Origin of the sequence: Pseudomonas sp. UV AK001 (assembly GCF_046097675.1) — a bacterium.
GTDB lineage: Bacteria > Pseudomonadota > Gammaproteobacteria > Pseudomonadales > Pseudomonadaceae > Aquipseudomonas > Aquipseudomonas kribbensis.
On record NZ_JBJUVZ010000006.1, the window covers coordinates 301,656 to 317,353 of the forward strand.

Genomic DNA, 15,698 nt, shown 5'->3' on the forward strand with positions numbered 1-15,698 from the left:
CTCGGGTTTACAATCGGCGCTCCTGATCAGGAGTAATCCCGTGCTGACTCATCTCGATTCCCAAGGTCGCGCCAACATGGTCGACGTCACCGAAAAAGCCGTGACGTTCCGCGAGGCGACGGCCCAAGCGCTGGTGCGCATGCTGCCCGACACTCTGCAGATGATCGTCAGCGGCGGCCATCCCAAGGGCGACGTGTTCGCCGTGGCGCGCATCGCCGGCATCCAGGCGGCGAAGAAAACCAGTGACCTGATTCCCCTGTGCCATCCGTTGATGCTCACCGGCGTCAAGGTCGAACTCTGCGCCGAAGGCGACGACGCGGTGCGCATCGTGGCCCGTTGCAAGCTGTCCGGGCAGACCGGCGTCGAGATGGAAGCGCTGACCGCCGCCAGCGTCGCCGCATTGACGATCTACGACATGTGCAAAGCCGTGGATCGCGGCATGACCATCGAAAGCGTGCGCCTGCTGGAGAAAGTCGGCGGCAAGAGCGGGCATTTCCAGGCGGAGCAGCCATGAACCTGACCGTGAAGTTTTTTGCCCGTTACCGCGAGGCGCTGGGCGTGGATTCGGTGAAGGTAGAGGGGGATTTCGCGACGGTGGAAGACGTACGCGCCTTGCTCGCCAAGCGTGACGGCGCCGAGGTGCTGAGCGAACAGAACCTGATGTGCGCGCGCAACGAAGATTTGTGCCAGCTCGACGAACCAGTGGTCGATGGCGACGAAGTGGCGTTTTTCCCGACTGTGACCGGAGGCTGAGACATGGCGATTCGTGTGCAGTCCACCGCGTTCGATCCCGGTGCTGAAGTCAACGCGATGCACGCGGCCAATGTCGGCGTCGGCGCGGTGGTGAGTTTTGTCGGTTACGTACGCGACTTCAACGATGGCCTCGATGTCGCCGGAATGTTTCTCGAACACTATCCGGGCATGACCGAAAAGGCCTTGGGCAAGATCGCCATCGAGGCCGAACAGCGCTGGCCGCTGTTGAAGCTGGAAGTGCTGCACCGCATCGGCGCGCTGGAGCCGGGTGAACCGATCGTGTTCGTCGGCGCCGCCAGCGCCCATCGTCAGGCGGCATTCGACGCCTGCGCCTTTGTCATGGATTACCTGAAAACCCGTGCACCGTTCTGGAAGAAAGAGAACACCAGCGACGGCCCGCGCTGGGTCGAAGGCCGTGACAGCGATCATGCGGCGGCGGATCGCTGGAAGCAGTAACGCCTCTGTCGGCCTGGTGTCACTCTTCGCGAGCAAGCTCGCTCCCACAGGTTTGCGATGATCCTTGTGGGAGCGAGCTTGCTCGCGAAGAGGCCATCCGAATCACCCATTCCCTGAGATTTGCCTCCCCGACCATCGGCCGGAAATGTTCTATCTCGCCCAATTGACGGTTTGTACGTAAAAGTCCAGTATGGATTTACAAGTACAAATAAAGCGTTTCCCGTTTCAGCTCTTTCTTCTGTCTTGCCAAACCAACAACAACCCGCGAGAGAACGAACATGAAGAAACTCCCCCTCATCACCGGTCTGGCGCTGAGCCTGTTGGCGTGCAGCAGCGTGTTTGCCGCCGAGAAAACCCTGCGCATCGGTATCGAAGCGGCGTATCCACCCTTCGCCTCAAAGACCGACCAGGGTGAAATCGTCGGTTTCGACTACGACATCGGCAATGCCTTGTGCGCGCAGATGCAGGTCAAATGTGTGTGGGTCGAGGGCGAGTTCGATGGTCTGATTCCTTCCCTGAAAGTGAAGAAAATCGACATGGCGCTGTCGTCCATGACCATCAACGAAGACCGCAAGAAGTCCGTGGACTTCACCCACAAGTACTATTTCACCTCGTCGCGGCTGGTGATGAAGGAAGGCGCCACGGTGGATGATCAGTACGCCAGCCTCAAGGGCAAGACCGTCGGCGTGCAGCGTGCGACCACCACCGACCGTTATGCCACCGAGGTGTTCGAGCCCAAGGGCATCAACGTCAAGCGCTATGGCAACAACGAAGAAATCTACATGGACCTGGCGGCCGGCCGTCTCGACGCGATTTTTGCCGACACCATTCCGCTGACCGATTTCCTGTCGATGCCACGCGGCAAGGGTTACGCCTTTGTCGGGCCGGAACTGAAGGATCCGAAATACGTGGGCGAGGGCGCCGGGATCGCGGTACGCAAGGGCAACACCGAGCTGGTCAGCCAGTTGAACACTGCCATCGACGGTATTCGTGCCAGTGGCGAGTATCAGAAGATTTCCGAGAAGTACTTCAAGTCGGACATCTACGGCGACTGAGTTTCAAAATGTGCAGCCTGCCATCGCAGGCTGCACGCTTTCAGCCCTTCAATTCCTTCAAATGCTTGTACACCGTCGCCCGTCCCATGTTCAGCACATTGGCCACGTAGTTCGAGGCGCTCTTGCCCTTGAACGCTCCCTCGGCGTGCAGCGCCAGCACCAGTTCGCGTTTGTGATCGCGGGTCAGCAGATTCAGGCTAAGTTGTCGCTCCCGTAGCCATGCGTGCAGGAAGGTGTTGATGCGCTCCTGCCAGTCATCGCGAAACAGCGAGTCCGGTTGCGGGATCAGCTTGCTCGGCGAGAGGAACAGATCCAGCGCAGCCTTGGCGTTCTCGAACAGCGAAATATTCAGGTTGATGCACAGCACGGCCAGCGGACGCCCTTCGCTGTCGCGCAGCACGGTGCTCAGGCTGCGAATCTTCTGGCCGTCCCAGTTGAGCTTTTCGTACGGACCGATGTTCCGTTCGCTGACGTCGTCGCTGAGCATGTCTTCCAGTGACGATTCATCACCGATCACCCGTTTCGACAGGTTGTTGGCGATGTAGTCGACCTTCTGCGTGCGCAGGTCATGCAGCACCACTTCGGCGTGGGGAAAGAACAGGGTGGCGATGGCATCGGCGATGGCGTGGTAGTTATCCAGCGCGGCGTCATTCGGCTCGGGCGTTTGTTCGGGGGCGGTCATAACTGTGGAGCTCCAGGCAACGTCAACGCCCCCGTGGTCCGGGGGCGTTGCGAGTGTGCCGCAATCCGTTGGGCGAGTCATCCGGGTGGGCGGTCAGGACAGGCGGGCGGGGGAGAGCATGGCGGCGTTCAGGCCAAACTGCTTGAGGTGTTCCGGCAGCGACTCACCGCGCACCAGCGCTGCGCTGGCCATGCCCATCGCCGGTGAAGTCTGGATGCCGTATCCACCCTGGGCCGCGACCCAGAACAGCCCCGGCACCTGCGGATCGAACCCGGACAGCAAATCGCCGTCGGCGACGAAGCTGCGCAGACCGGCCCAGGTGCGGGTCGGGCGGCGGATGGTCAGGGTCGTCGCTTCCTCGATCTGGTAAATGCCCATGGCGATGTCCAGCTCTTCCGGCTGCACGTCGTGAGGCTCGACCGGGTCGGCGTTGGCCGGAGAGCCGAGGAACATCCCGGCATCGGGCTTCATGTAAAACGATTCGTCGAGGCTGACCAGCATCGGCCAGTGATGGATATCCACGCCTTCGGGGCCGGCGAAGATGAACGCGGCGCGGCGTTTCGGTTGCAGGCCCAGCGCCCGCGCACCGGCGAGAGCGCCGATTTTGTCGGCCCAGGCACCTGCCGCGTTGATCACGATGGGCGCGCTGAACGCCTGGCCGTTGGTCTGCACTTGCCAGACGCCCTCGGCGTCACGGCTCAGCCCAAGCACTTCGCAATCGGTCAGGACTTGCCCGTTGTTGCGACGGATACCGCGCAGATAGCCCTGATGCAGCGCATCGGTGTCGATGTCGCTGGCGGTCGGGTCGTAGATCGCACCGTGGACTTTTTCCCGACGCAGGATCGGCAGCCGCACGCAGGCTTCTTCGGCGCTGAGCAATTGCATCTCCGGCACTGTGGCTTTGGCGCTGAGGTATTGATTGTTCAGCTCGGCGGCGTCACCGGTGAAATCCACGGTCATTTCACCGCGTGGGGTCAGCAGCGGATGTTCGCAGAAGCCACTGGGCGGGTGATCGAAAAACGCCCGGCTGGCCTGGGTCAGCGCCCGAACCTGCGGAGTGCCATAAGCGGCGGTGAAGAGCGCGGCTGAACGCCCGGTGGAGTGATAGGCCGGGTGCGATTCGCGCTCCAGCACCACGACCTTGCCGTGCTGCGACAGCCAGAAACCGGTAGACGCGCCGGCAATTCCGCCGCCGATGATGATGAAATCTGCATGACTCATGAAAATCTCCGGTGTCAGCGCTGCAATTGATAGACGGCGTTGGCCAGGGCGATGTCTTCCAGGCCCAGGCCGATGGAGCGGAAAAACACGTGACGGTTGTAATCGGGACGCTGCACTTTTTCGCTGAGCAGATCCGCCAGGTCGCCGAGGATCGCGCTGTTGTCCCAGCCGTGTTGTTCGCGGGCGATCAGCATCTCGCCGGCCGAGCCCGGGGTGGTCAGACGATAGTCGCAGAACACCTGCATGTCGTTGAGGCTTTGCGGCGGCACTTCGTGGGCGCGCGGTGCGTTGGTGCTGATCGAGGTGATCAGCGCCGGTTTGCTTAAAGTTGCCGGGTCGATCACGGGGCCAGCGGACGAGGTGCAGAGCATGATCACGTCGGCCTCGGCGATGGCGGTTTCGCGGCTGTCGGCGATGCTCACCCGTGGGTCGAGGGCTTGCAGTTGGCGGATGATTGCCGGGTCTTCGCTCAAGGTAGGCGAGTACACACGGATGCTCTGCCAGTCGCGCAACGTTTTGACGTAATGCAGGTGCGCCTGGGCGACCTTGCCGCTGCCGATGATTGCCAGACGCGCGGCTTTCAACGGGGCAAGGGCATCGACCGCGACGGCGGTGGTCGCAGCGGTACGGGCGGTGGTCAGTTCGCCGGCATCGCAGAGCAGCAGCGGTTGGCCGGTCTGCATCGACATCAGCAGCGTCCACGCCGTCACCAGCGGGCCTTGCTCGCGAACGATGTAGGGCGAAGTCTTGACCCCGTACACGCAGTCTTCGGCCAGCACTCCCAGATAGTTGATGAAGTCCCCGGCGCCCTGGGGAAATTCCACCAGTTGCTGTGCCGGTTGCACCGCATGCCCGGCCGCCAGATCGCGGAACAGCTTGCGCAGGATCTGCGGCACATCGATCCGGGCCAACAGCTCGCGGGCCTGGGTTTGGTCGATCACGTGAGGCGTACTGGTCATGTCGGACTCCGGAGACTGCTTCTAAACTAATTTGTCCATTATGGACTTTTAGTTTTGTTGAACAATATCCGGGCGAAAAAAAAGCGCAGTCCGTTGCCGGCTGCGCTTCTCTTTATGGCGTCGCTTACTGTGGACGCTTGCGCTCAACCGCCCGCAACAGATGGGTCGGTGGCGTTTCACAGCTGATCTTGCGACCGAGTTTTTCTTCGATGGACGGCAACTGATAGGAGTCGTCTTCGCCGGCGAAGCTGATCGAAACGCCATCGGCGCCCGCGCGACCGGTACGGCCGATGCGGTGCACGTAGTCGTCCGGCACTTCCGGCAGAGTGAAGTTGATCACGTGGCTGATACCGTCGATGTGGATGCCGCGACCGGCCACGTCAGTGGCAACCAGCACGCGGATCCTGCCTTCGCGGAAGCCTTCCAGGGTCTTGATCCGCTTGTGCTGTGGCACGTCGCCGGACAGTTGCGCGGCGTTGATGCCGTCGCGCACCAGACGTTCTTCGATGCGGCGCACTTCGTCCTTGCGGTTGGCGAACACGATGACCCGCTCCCAGCCGTTGTCGTTGACCAGGTTGAAGAGCAGTTTGTATTTGTCGGCACCGGCCACCGCATAGATGTGCTGCTCGACGTTTTCGTTGGCCACGTTGGTGACCTCGATTTCGACGATTGCAGGATCGGTGGTCCACTGCTTGGCGAGGTTCATCACGTCATCGGTGAAGGTCGCGGAGAACAGCAGGGTCTGGCGTTCGCTTTTCGGCGGGGTCTGGCGAATGATCTGCCGTACCTGCGGGATGAAGCCCATGTCGAGCATGCGGTCGGCTTCGTCCAGCACCATCACTTCGACCATGTCCAGATGCACGTCGCCGCGCTGGTTGAAGTCGAGCAGACGGCCCGGGGTCGCGACGAGGATGTCGCAGTGGCGGGCTTCGAGGTGCTTGAGCTGCTTGTCGAAGTCCATGCCGCCGACGAACGTCATGACGTTGAGGCCGGTGTACTTGGTCAGGTCGGCGGCGTCCTTGGCGATCTGCACCACCAGTTCACGGGTCGGCGCGATGATCAGCGCCCGTGGCTCGCCCATGTAGCGCTCTTTCGGCGGCGGGGTCTGCAACAGCTGGGTGATGATCGAAATCAGGAACGCGGCGGTCTTGCCGGTACCGGTCTGGGCGCGGCCGATGGCGTCTTTGCCGGCGAGGGTGAAACCCAGCACCTGGGCCTGGATCGGCGTGCAATACGGGAAACCCAGGTCCTGGATGGCGTGCATCAGTTCCGGGGCGAGCTTGAAATCGTGGAAACGGGTCTTGCCTTCCTGTGGCTCGACGACGAAATCTTCGAGTTTCCATGGAATGACCGGCGCCTTGGGCTTCGGTTCGCGGCGAGGCTTGGCCGGTTTGGGTGCTTCGCTGCGGGCCGGTTCAGTGACCGGTGCGGCGACAGGCTCGGTTTTCGGTTCGCGTTTCGGTGTGGCTACGGGAGCCTGGCGGTCGGCCTGTTTGCCATCGCTGCGATGGCCGGGGGCGTGCGACGGCGCACTGGGAGCGGGCGCGAGCTGCTCAGCCTCGCTTTTTCCGAACATCTTCTTGAGTGCTTTGAGCACGGTCATCTCATCAATTGGTTAAGGAATGTACGCCGGCCAGTGTAATGCAAGAAACGGGCGCGGCGTAGTGGGATGATCAAAGGGGCCCGACCACCGGAAAATCGAGCCCCGGACGATCAGCGCAGGCGTTCGCTCAGCCATACGCCGATGTCGCGAATTTCTTCGGGTAACACTTCGTGCTCCATTGGGTATTCCTGCCATGTCACGGTGACACCATGGGCCTTCAGATACTCATACGCCGTGCGGCCCATGGAGTTCTGCACCACGTTGTCGAACTGGCCGTGCAGCGCCAGCGCCGGAATCCGTTGCTGGCTGGCGGACAGCTCCAGTTCGTCGCTGAAGGTCGGCGCGTAGGTCGACAACGCGAGCACGCCGCCCAGCGGTCCCTGCCATTTCAGAAAAGCGGTGTGGTAGACCACGGCGCCGCCCTGGGAAAAACCGGCGAGGAAAATCCGCGAAGCGTCTATTCCGCTGGCGCGCTGTTGTTCGATCAATTCGATGACCTGATCGGCGGACGCTTCCAGCTCATCGCGGTCGATGGCCCGGGCCGGACTCATGGCCTTGATGTCGTACCAGCTCGGCATGGCATATCCGCCATTAATGGTCACCGGGCGGGTCGGCGCCTGAGGCAGGACGAAGCGCGTGCTCAGCAGGCTTTCCTGCAGGGCCTCGGCCACCGGCAGGAAGTCATAGCGGTCGGCGCCGAGGCCGTGCAGCCAGATCACGCAGGCGTCGGCTGCCTTAACAGGCTGAAGAATCAAGGGCTCGGTCATGGCTGCTCCAAAAATGTGCGGGCGCTCTCATTAAGTGCGTGATTGGGGTGCGCGCCCGGTTGATCCGTTAAGAAGATGTCGCAAGGCTACAAGTTTTGCTATTGACCTGTCGCTCAATCGCTTCAGCGAGCGGTGTGGTACGGGCTTTGCTATGAGGTAGTCGTGCAATCGATCTCGCGCCTGGCGGTAACACTATCAGTGAACGCCCGGCGACGGGATAGCAAAGAATCCGGTGATGGATGTTCGCCAATGGCCGCAACGGGCTTCGCGAACGTGAAAGGGCTACCGCCCGTTCGGCCGACTGGTGAGAAGTGAGTTGTCCATGATGTGGATTTTCTCCTACTAGACTCATAGCGAAGGTCCTGCGTCGGTTGACCCTATAAAAAGCCAACACGGGTCAACAACGCCTCAAAAGGGTGCGACTGGACTCAAGCTCCGACACAACAAGAGCAAAACTGGAGGTTTGAATGAAGATGTTGAAATCCACGCTGGCGATCGTGACTGCTGCTGCAGTACTGGGTGTCAGCGGGTTCGCTCAGGCGGGTGCAACCCTGGATGCGGTACAGAAGAAAGGTTTCGTGCAGTGTGGCGTGAGCGACGGTCTGCCAGGCTTCTCCGTACCGGATTCGACCGGCAAGATCCTCGGCATCGACGCCGACGTCTGCCGTGCCGTGGCCGCTGCCGTGTTCGGCGATGCGACCAAGGTCAAGTTCAGTCAGTTGAACGCCAAGGAGCGCTTCACCGCGCTGCAGTCCGGCGAGATCGACATCCTGTCGCGCAACACCACCATGACCAGCTCCCGTGACGCGGGCATGGGCCTGAAATTCCCTGGCTTCATCACTTACTACGACGGCGTGGGCTTCCTGGCCAACAACAAGCTGGGCGTGAAAAGTGCCAAGGAACTCGACGGCGCGACTATCTGCATTCAAGCCGGTACCACCACCGAGCTGAACGTCTCCGACTACTTCCGCGCCAATGGCCTGAAGTACACCCCGATCACTTTCGACACCTCCGATGAAAGCGCCAAGTCGCTGGAATCCGGTCGTTGCGACGTGCTGACCTCCGACAAGTCTCAACTGTTCGCCCAGCGCAGCAAGCTGGCTTCGCCGAAGGATTACGTGGTTCTGCCGGAAACCATTTCCAAGGAACCTCTGGGCCCGGTCGTGCGTAACGGCGACGACGAGTGGCTGGCCATCGTGCGCTGGGTCGGCTACGCGCTGCTCAACGCTGAAGAAGCCGGCATCACTTCGAAAAACGTACTCGAAGAAGCCAAGTCCACCAAGAACCCGGACGTTGCCCGTCTGCTGGGTGGCGACGGCGAGTACGGCAAGGATCTGAAACTGCCGAAGGACTGGGTGGTGAAAATCGTTTCCCAGGTAGGTAACTACGGCGAAATCTTCGAGAAAAACCTCGGCAAGAGCACTCCGCTGGAAATCGACCGTGGCCTGAACGCGCTGTGGAACAACGGCGGCATTCAGTACGCACCACCAGTGCGCTAATGGTTCTATCACCCGGCGGGCCAACCGCCGGGTGATGTTCTGTTCCATTTCTTGCGGGGCACTTCATGCAAAATTCAATCGGCGCACCAAAGCAGAGGTTCAGCCTCAGCGATCCGCGTGTGCGTGCGTGGCTATTCCAGATCATCACCGTCGTGGCGGTGGTCGCCATGGGCTGGTATCTGTTCGACAACACCCAGACCAACCTGCAGCACCGGGGCATCACGTCCGGGTTCAGCTTTCTGGAGCGCAGTGCCGGGTTCGGCATCGCTCAACACCTGATCTCCTACACCGAAGCGGACAGCTATGCCCGCGTGTTCGTGATCGGCCTGCTCAACACCTTGCTGGTGACCTTCATCGGCGTGATCCTGGCGACTTTGCTGGGGTTCATCATCGGTGTGGCGCGGCTGTCGCCGAACTGGATCATCAGCAAACTGGCGACCGTGTATGTGGAAGTCTTCCGCAACATTCCGCCGCTGCTGCAAATCCTGTTCTGGTATTTCGCGGTGTTCCTGACCATGCCGGGGCCGCGCAACAGTCACAACTTCGGCGACACCTTCTTCGTCAGCAGCCGTGGCCTGAACATGCCGGCCGCGCAGATGGCTGACGGCTTCTGGGCGTTCGTGGTCAGCATCGTGGTGGCGATCATTGCCATCGTGCTGATGAGCCGCTGGGCCAACAAACGTTTCGAGGAAACCGGCGAGCCGTTTCACAAGTTCTGGGTCGGCCTGGCGATGTTCCTGGTGATCCCGACGCTGTGTGCGCTGATCTTCGGCGCTCCGCTGCATTGGGAAATGCCGAAGCTGCAAGGCTTCAACTTCGTCGGCGGCTGGGTATTGATCCCGGAACTGCTGGCCCTGACCCTGGCCCTGACCGTGTACACCGCGGCGTTCATCGCCGAGATCGTGCGTTCGGGGATCAAGTCGGTCAGCCACGGCCAGACCGAAGCGGCCCGCTCCCTCGGCCTGCGCAACGGCCCGACCCTGCGCAAGGTGATCATTCCGCAAGCGCTGCGCGTGATCATTCCGCCGCTGACCAGCCAATACCTGAACCTGGCGAAGAACTCCTCGCTGGCGGCCGGTATCGGTTACCCGGAAATGGTTTCGCTGTTCGCCGGCACCGTGCTGAACCAGACAGGCCAGGCGATCGAAGTCATTGCCATCACCATGAGCGTGTACCTGGCGATCAGTATCAGCATTTCCCTGCTGATGAACTGGTACAACAAGCGCATTGCGCTGATCGAGCGGTAAGGAATAGCGCATGAGTACTCATACTTTCAAACCCGACATGCCACCGCCGGCCAAGGTTTTCGGCCCGATGGCGTGGATCCGCGCGAACATGTTCTCCAGCTGGCTCAACACCCTGCTGACCCTGTTTGCGTTCTACCTGATCTACCTGGTGATTCCGCCGTTGCTCAGCTGGGCGATCTTTGATGCCAACTGGGTCGGCACCACCCGCGCCGACTGCACCAAGGCGGGCGCCTGCTGGGTGTTCATCGAGCAGCGTTTCGGCCAGTTCATGTACGGCTACTACCCGGCGGACCTGCGCTGGCGCGTAGACCTGACCGTGTGGCTGGCGGTGATCGGCGTGGCGCCGCTGTTCATCAAGCGCGTGCCGCGCAAAGCGGTATACGGGCTGAGCTTCCTGGTGATCTATCCGATTGTTGCCTGGTGCCTGCTGCATGGCGGCGTGTTCGGCCTGAGCGCCGTTGCCACCAGCCAGTGGGGCGGCCTGATGCTGACTCTGGTGATCGCCACCGTCGGTATCGCCGGCGCGTTGCCGCTGGGGATCATGCTGGCCCTGGGACGCCGTTCGAACATGCCGGCCATTCGTGTGGTCTGCGTGACGTTCATCGAGTTCTGGCGCGGCGTGCCGCTGATCACCGTGCTGTTCATGTCGTCGGTGATGCTGCCGCTGTTCCTGCCTGAAGGCATGAACTTCGACAAGCTGCTGCGGGCGCTGATCGGCGTGATCCTGTTCCAGTCGGCCTACGTTGCCGAAGTGGTGCGTGGCGGTCTGCAAGCGATCCCCAAAGGCCAGTACGAAGCCGCGGCCGCGATGGGCCTCGGTTACTGGCGCGCCATGGGCCTGGTTATTCTGCCGCAAGCCCTGAAGCTGGTAATTCCCGGCATCGTCAACACCTTCATCGCGCTGTTCAAGGACACCAGCCTGGTGATCATCATCGGCCTCTTTGACCTGCTCAACAGCGTCAAGCAAGCCGCTGCCGATCCGAAATGGCTGGGCATGGCCACCGAAGGCTACGTGTTCGCCGCCCTGGTGTTCTGGATTTTCTGTTTTGGCATGTCGCGCTATTCCATGCATCTGGAACGCAAGCTCGACACTGGCCACAAGCGTTAGGAGTTTTTTCGATGAGCGAAGCAATCAAAAAGCCAGTGGGTTCTGAAGGCATCATTCAGATGCAGGGCGTGAACAAGTGGTACGGCCAGTTCCACGTGCTGAAAGACATCAACCTCAACGTCAGGCAGGGCGAGCGTATCGTGCTGTGCGGCCCGTCGGGTTCCGGCAAGTCCACCACCATCCGCTGCCTGAACCGTCTGGAAGAACACCAGCAGGGCCGCATCGTGGTCGACGGCGTGGAGCTGACCAACGACCTCAAGCAGATCGAAGCGATCCGTCGTGAAGTCGGCATGGTGTTCCAGCACTTCAACCTGTTCCCGCACCTGACCATTCTGCAGAACTGCACGTTGGCGCCGATGTGGGTGCGCAAGATGCCCAAGCGCAAGGCGGAGGAAATCGCCATGCACTATCTGGAGCGCGTACGCATTCCGGAGCAGGCGCACAAGTTTCCGGGGCAACTGTCCGGCGGTCAGCAGCAGCGTGTGGCGATCGCCCGTGCGCTGTGCATGAAGCCGAAAATCATGCTGTTCGACGAACCGACCTCGGCACTCGACCCGGAGATGGTGAAAGAGGTTCTCGACACCATGATCGGCTTGGCCGAGGACGGAATGACCATGCTCTGCGTAACCCACGAAATGGGCTTCGCCCGCACCGTGGCCAACCGCGTGATCTTCATGGACAAGGGCGAGATCGTCGAGCAGGCGGCACCGAACGACTTCTTCGACAATCCGCAGAATGATCGGACCAAGTTGTTCCTGAGTCAGATTCTGCATTGATCGTTTTCAGGCATTGAAAATAAACCCGGACTCAGTTCCGGGTTTATTTTTGCCCGGATTTTACCGATTGCCCTGTTTGAAGAATCTGACTACCCTGTCAGCAAATTCATCCCATGATTGGATGACAGGGCGAATTCCATGTCTGAAAACTCTTTGTTGATTAAGCGATCCCTGGTCGATCAGGCCCTCGATCAATTGCGTCAGCGCATCACCGACGGCACCTGGCAGGTCGGTCAGCGTTTGCCGACCGAGCCCGAGCTGTGCGCCGAACTCGGCATCAGCCGCAATACCGTGCGCGAGGCGATGCGGGTATTGGCGTTCTCCGGGCTGATCGAAATCCGCCAGGGTGACGGCAGCTATCTGCGGGCAGTGGTCGATCCGATGGACACGCTCAAGGCGCTGTCCAAGTGCTCGCTGGACCAGGCCCGGGAAACCCGACACATCCTTGAGGTCGAGGCCATCGGCCTGGCGGCGCTACGCCGCACCGAGGAGGATCTGGCGGGCCTGCGCGAGGCGCTTGGCGTTGCCGGCAGCCACTATCACGGTGACCTCGACAGCTACATCGCCTGTGACCTGGTGTTTCACCGCCGTCTGGTAGATGCCGCGCACAACCCGACCCTCAGCGAGCTGTATCGCTATTTCTCCAGCATCGTCGGCGCGCAATTGCGCCAGACCCTGAACATCGTCCCTCGTCGACAGGAAGTCTTCGATTTGCACATCGCCCTGTTCGAAGCCGTCGAACAGCGTGACCCGGAACGGGCAAAAGCCCTGTCGAGGCAACTGATCAATGAACCCTGAAACCGAGAAAACCATGTCCCGCCCTGAAGCTTCCAACGTCCCCAAGCGCACCGCCGAACTGGAGGAGCTGCTGATTGATGCCGAGGCTGACGATGAGCAGGTGCAGCAAAGTCATCCGCTGGTGCGACGCCCGTGGCTGTTGCTGCTGGGGCTGATTCTGGTGGCGTTGAACCTGCGCCCGGCGCTGTCGAGCATGGCGCCGCTGCTCAGTGAAGTCTCGAAAAGCCTCGGCTTGTCTGCCGCGCAGGCGGGGTTGCTGACGACGTTGCCGGTGCTGTGTCTCGGTCTGTTCGCTCCGTTGGCTCCGGTGCTGGCGCGACGCTTCGGTGCCGAGCGGGTGGTGCTGGGGATTCTTCTGACATTGGCCGGCGGCATCATCCTGCGCAGCAACTTTGGCGAAATCGGTCTATTCGCCGGCAGCGTTCTGGGCGGCGCCAGTATCGGCATCATCGGCGTCTTGCTGCCGGGCATCGTCAAGCGTGACTTCGCCAGGCATGCCGGCACCATGACCGGTGTCTACACCATGGCCCTGTGCCTGGGGGCGGCAATGGCGGCGGGTTCGACCGTGCCGTTGAGCGAACACTTCGACCACAGCTGGGCCATGGGCCTGGGCTTCTGGGTGATTCCGGCGCTGGTCGCGGCGCTGTTCTGGTTGCCACAAATCGGCCAGAAGCACGGCGCGCACAACGTCGCGTACCGAGTGCGCGGCTTGCTGCGTGATCCGCTGGCCTGGCAGGTGACCTTGTACATGGGCCTGCAATCGTCGCTGGCCTACATCGTGTTCGGCTGGTTGCCGTCGATCCTGATCGGGCGCGGGCTGACACCGACCCAGGCCGGTCTGGTGCTGTCCGGTTCGGTGATCATCCAGCTCGCCAGTTCGCTGGCGGCGCCGTGGCTGGCCACACGCGGCAAGGATCAGCGGCTGGCGATCGTGGTGGTAATGGCGCTGACCCTCGGCGGCCTGTTCGGTTGCCTCTATGCGCCGATCGAAGGCCTGTGGGGCTGGGCGATCCTGCTGGGGCTGGGGCAGGGCGGTACGTTCAGCCTCGCGCTGACCCTGATCGTGTTGCGCTCGCGGGACTCCCACGTTGCGGCGAACCTGTCGAGCATGTCCCAGGGCTTCGGCTACACCCTCGCGTCCATGGGGCCGTTCGCGGTCGGCGTGGTGCACGACTGGACCGGCGGCTGGAACGCCGTGGGCTGGATCTTCGGCATCGTCGGTGCCGGTGCGATCCTCGCCGGCCTCGGTGCCGGGCGAGCGCTTTACGTGCAGGTGGAAAGCGAAAAGGTCTGACGCGCACGACACTGTCGGTATTCGGAATGCGAATGCCGATAGTGTTTCGGGCGTTTGCGGATTATCGTGCTGGCAATCTGTACATTTCCTGGAGATTGCCCATGAGCGAAGAAGCCCACAGCGCCCTGATCACCCGTTTCTACCAGGCTTTCCAGCGCCTCGACGCCGAGGCCATGGCCGCCTGCTACACCGACGACGTAGTGTTCAGCGATCCGGCCTTCGGCGAGCTGCGCGGCCGAGATGCCGGCGACATGTGGCGCATGCTCACCACCCGGGCCAAGGACTTCTCCCTGACCTTCGACAACGTCCGCGCCGACGAGCGCAGCGGCGGCGCCCACTGGGTAGCGACCTACCTGTTCAACCAGACCGGCAACGTCGTGATCAACGACATCCAGGCACGCTTCGTCTTCCGCGACGGCAAGATCTGCGAACACCACGACCACTTCGATCTGTGGCGCTGGTCGCGTCAGGCGCTCGGTTTCAAAGGGCTGCTGTTGGGCTGGACGCCGCTGGTGCGCAACGCCGTCCGCGCGCAGGCGCTGAAAGGGCTGAAGGCATTTCAGGCGAGTCGCTGATAAGATCGCCACCTGTTTCCCTTGCGCCTGAATTGCCCCGTGACCAGCCTCAGCGAAAATCCTCCCGAAGCCGACGTTCCAGTGAGCAAGTCCTGGTTCGTCTACCTCGTTCGCGCCGCCAACGGTTCGCTGTACTGCGGGATCAGCGATGATCCCGTGCGCCGCTTTGCCAAGCACCAGAGTGGCAAGGGCGCGCGGTTCTTTCTTTCAAGTCCGGCGATGGCGCTGGTCTATACCGAGCTGTGCCGCGACAAGAGTGATGCGTTGCGCCAGGAGCGGTTGATCAAGAAGCTCAGGAAGAGTGCGAAGGAATGTCTGGTAGCGTCTTATCGGCCGGACTGAATAAGGCTTCAAGCCTTGTAGATATCCCTTCCGTAGAGGCGGCACGTTGCATAAACGACAGGCAAGAAAAAACCGCCCTGGTAGGCGGTTTTTTCGGTAAACCTCGGTTTGCGGCCGGGGTTTAGCATCTCACTGGATACACTGGCGCAGACCAAGAGTATTCGTCTTTACGTCACCAGGCAAGCCTTGAAACACCCATTCCAGAGAATGCGATTTTGAGCTCATTTGTTTAAATGACGGTATAGCAATCCGATTACTATTCGTCCGCTCGCATGCCAATGCAGCTTTTGAGGTCGGGCTGATCGACGTAACGGTTTCATGCCCTCTGACATGGGGTTGCTCCCGTGCCGGAATGATTTTTCAGGGGGATCACAACCGGCCGCCTCATTGGGTGCATTGGCGTGTATTCCGAAGGCGTACGTGGTCCGGTAAGCACGCTGGAGGTTTGGCCCCCAACCGGAGGCCAAAACGTATGAAGCTTTTGCTGCGTACTCTGAGCCTTGTATGGAGGTCGTTCAAAGCGTTTCGCTTTTACGAGTTCCTGCGAGATCACTTCGATGACC

The 15,698-nt window shown here is 61.1% G+C and carries 17 protein-coding genes; 12 read left to right on the plus strand and 5 right to left on the minus strand.

Annotated features, from left to right (window positions below):
* Nucleotides 1-40 precede the first annotated feature (40 nt).
* From moaC to ACKLNA_RS18565, 4 genes are all read left to right on the plus strand, one after another.
* Nucleotides 41-514 (plus strand): cyclic pyranopterin monophosphate synthase MoaC, encoded by a 474-nt coding sequence (moaC, locus tag ACKLNA_RS18550; RefSeq protein ID WP_408986689.1) that lies wholly within the window; start codon nucleotides 41-43, stop codon nucleotides 512-514.
* A complete protein-coding gene (gene moaD, locus ACKLNA_RS18555) occupies nucleotides 511-753 on the plus strand; it encodes a molybdopterin converting factor subunit 1 (protein WP_114881486.1) in 243 nt (80 codons plus the stop codon). Before moaC ends, moaD begins: the two co-directional genes overlap by 4 nt.
* Nucleotides 754-756: 3 nt before the next feature.
* On the plus strand, nucleotides 757-1,209 hold the full coding sequence (gene moaE, locus ACKLNA_RS18560) for a molybdopterin synthase catalytic subunit MoaE (RefSeq protein WP_408986690.1): 453 nt from the start codon (nucleotides 757-759) through the stop codon (nucleotides 1,207-1,209).
* Nucleotides 1,210-1,487: 278 nt separating this feature from the next.
* A complete protein-coding gene (locus ACKLNA_RS18565; protein ID WP_085711691.1) occupies nucleotides 1,488-2,264 on the plus strand; it encodes an ABC transporter substrate-binding protein in 777 nt (258 codons plus the stop codon).
* Nucleotides 2,265-2,304: 40 nt separating this feature from the next.
* Here the strand turns inward: ACKLNA_RS18565 and ACKLNA_RS18570 are convergent, their stop codons facing one another.
* The 5 genes from ACKLNA_RS18570 to ACKLNA_RS18590 form a co-directional block, all read right to left on the minus strand.
* On the minus strand, nucleotides 2,305-2,946 hold the full coding sequence (locus tag ACKLNA_RS18570) for a transcriptional regulator (RefSeq protein ID WP_085711690.1): 642 nt from the start codon (nucleotides 2,944-2,946) through the stop codon (nucleotides 2,305-2,307).
* A 93-nt stretch (nucleotides 2,947-3,039) separates the two neighbouring features.
* Nucleotides 3,040-4,167, minus strand: coding sequence for an NAD(P)/FAD-dependent oxidoreductase (locus tag ACKLNA_RS18575; RefSeq protein ID WP_408986691.1), 1,128 nt, complete (start codon nucleotides 4,165-4,167; stop codon nucleotides 3,040-3,042).
* A gap of 14 nt (nucleotides 4,168-4,181) precedes the next feature.
* Nucleotides 4,182-5,126: an ornithine cyclodeaminase family protein gene (locus tag ACKLNA_RS18580; RefSeq protein ID WP_408986692.1), complete on the minus strand. Its 945-nt coding sequence runs from the start codon at nucleotides 5,124-5,126 to the stop codon at nucleotides 4,182-4,184.
* Between the two features lie 124 nt (nucleotides 5,127-5,250).
* Nucleotides 5,251-6,729: an ATP-dependent RNA helicase RhlB gene (rhlB, locus tag ACKLNA_RS18585; RefSeq protein ID WP_408986693.1), complete on the minus strand. Its 1,479-nt coding sequence runs from the start codon at nucleotides 6,727-6,729 to the stop codon at nucleotides 5,251-5,253.
* Nucleotides 6,730-6,839: 110 nt separating this feature from the next.
* Nucleotides 6,840-7,496: an alpha/beta hydrolase gene (locus ACKLNA_RS18590; protein WP_408986694.1), complete on the minus strand. Its 657-nt coding sequence runs from the start codon at nucleotides 7,494-7,496 to the stop codon at nucleotides 6,840-6,842.
* Between the two features lie 467 nt (nucleotides 7,497-7,963).
* Here ACKLNA_RS18590 and ACKLNA_RS18595 point away from each other — a divergent pair, with 467 nt between their 5' ends.
* The 8 genes from ACKLNA_RS18595 (at nucleotide 7,964) to ACKLNA_RS18630 (ending at nucleotide 15,135) form a co-directional block, all read left to right on the plus strand.
* Complete coding sequence (locus ACKLNA_RS18595) at nucleotides 7,964-8,995, plus strand: amino acid ABC transporter substrate-binding protein (protein ID WP_085711685.1); 1,032 nt, start codon at nucleotides 7,964-7,966, stop codon at nucleotides 8,993-8,995.
* Nucleotides 8,996-9,060: 65 nt separating this feature from the next.
* Nucleotides 9,061-10,242, plus strand: coding sequence for an amino acid ABC transporter permease (locus tag ACKLNA_RS18600; protein WP_408986695.1), 1,182 nt, complete (start codon nucleotides 9,061-9,063; stop codon nucleotides 10,240-10,242).
* Between the two features lie 10 nt (nucleotides 10,243-10,252).
* Nucleotides 10,253-11,350, plus strand: coding sequence for an amino acid ABC transporter permease (locus ACKLNA_RS18605; protein ID WP_085729716.1), 1,098 nt, complete (start codon nucleotides 10,253-10,255; stop codon nucleotides 11,348-11,350).
* An 11-nt stretch (nucleotides 11,351-11,361) separates the two neighbouring features.
* Entirely contained in the window at nucleotides 11,362-12,126 is a 765-nt protein-coding gene (locus tag ACKLNA_RS18610) for an amino acid ABC transporter ATP-binding protein (RefSeq protein WP_408986696.1), read from the plus strand.
* 138 nt (nucleotides 12,127-12,264) lie between these two features.
* Entirely contained in the window at nucleotides 12,265-12,924 is a 660-nt protein-coding gene (locus tag ACKLNA_RS18615) for a FadR/GntR family transcriptional regulator (protein WP_408986697.1), read from the plus strand.
* Nucleotides 12,914-14,218, plus strand: coding sequence for a CynX/NimT family MFS transporter (locus ACKLNA_RS18620; protein WP_408986698.1), 1,305 nt, complete (start codon nucleotides 12,914-12,916; stop codon nucleotides 14,216-14,218). The genes ACKLNA_RS18615 and ACKLNA_RS18620 overlap by 11 nt, the downstream gene beginning before the upstream one ends.
* A gap of 101 nt (nucleotides 14,219-14,319) precedes the next feature.
* A complete protein-coding gene (locus tag ACKLNA_RS18625) occupies nucleotides 14,320-14,793 on the plus strand; it encodes a nuclear transport factor 2 family protein (RefSeq protein ID WP_408986699.1) in 474 nt (157 codons plus the stop codon).
* Between the two features lie 39 nt (nucleotides 14,794-14,832).
* The gene (locus ACKLNA_RS18630) at nucleotides 14,833-15,135 is read left to right on the plus strand and encodes a GIY-YIG nuclease family protein (RefSeq protein WP_248738238.1); all 303 of its coding nucleotides are present in this window, start codon (nucleotides 14,833-14,835) and stop codon (nucleotides 15,133-15,135) included.
* The last annotated feature ends 563 nt before the right edge of the window (nucleotides 15,136-15,698 follow it).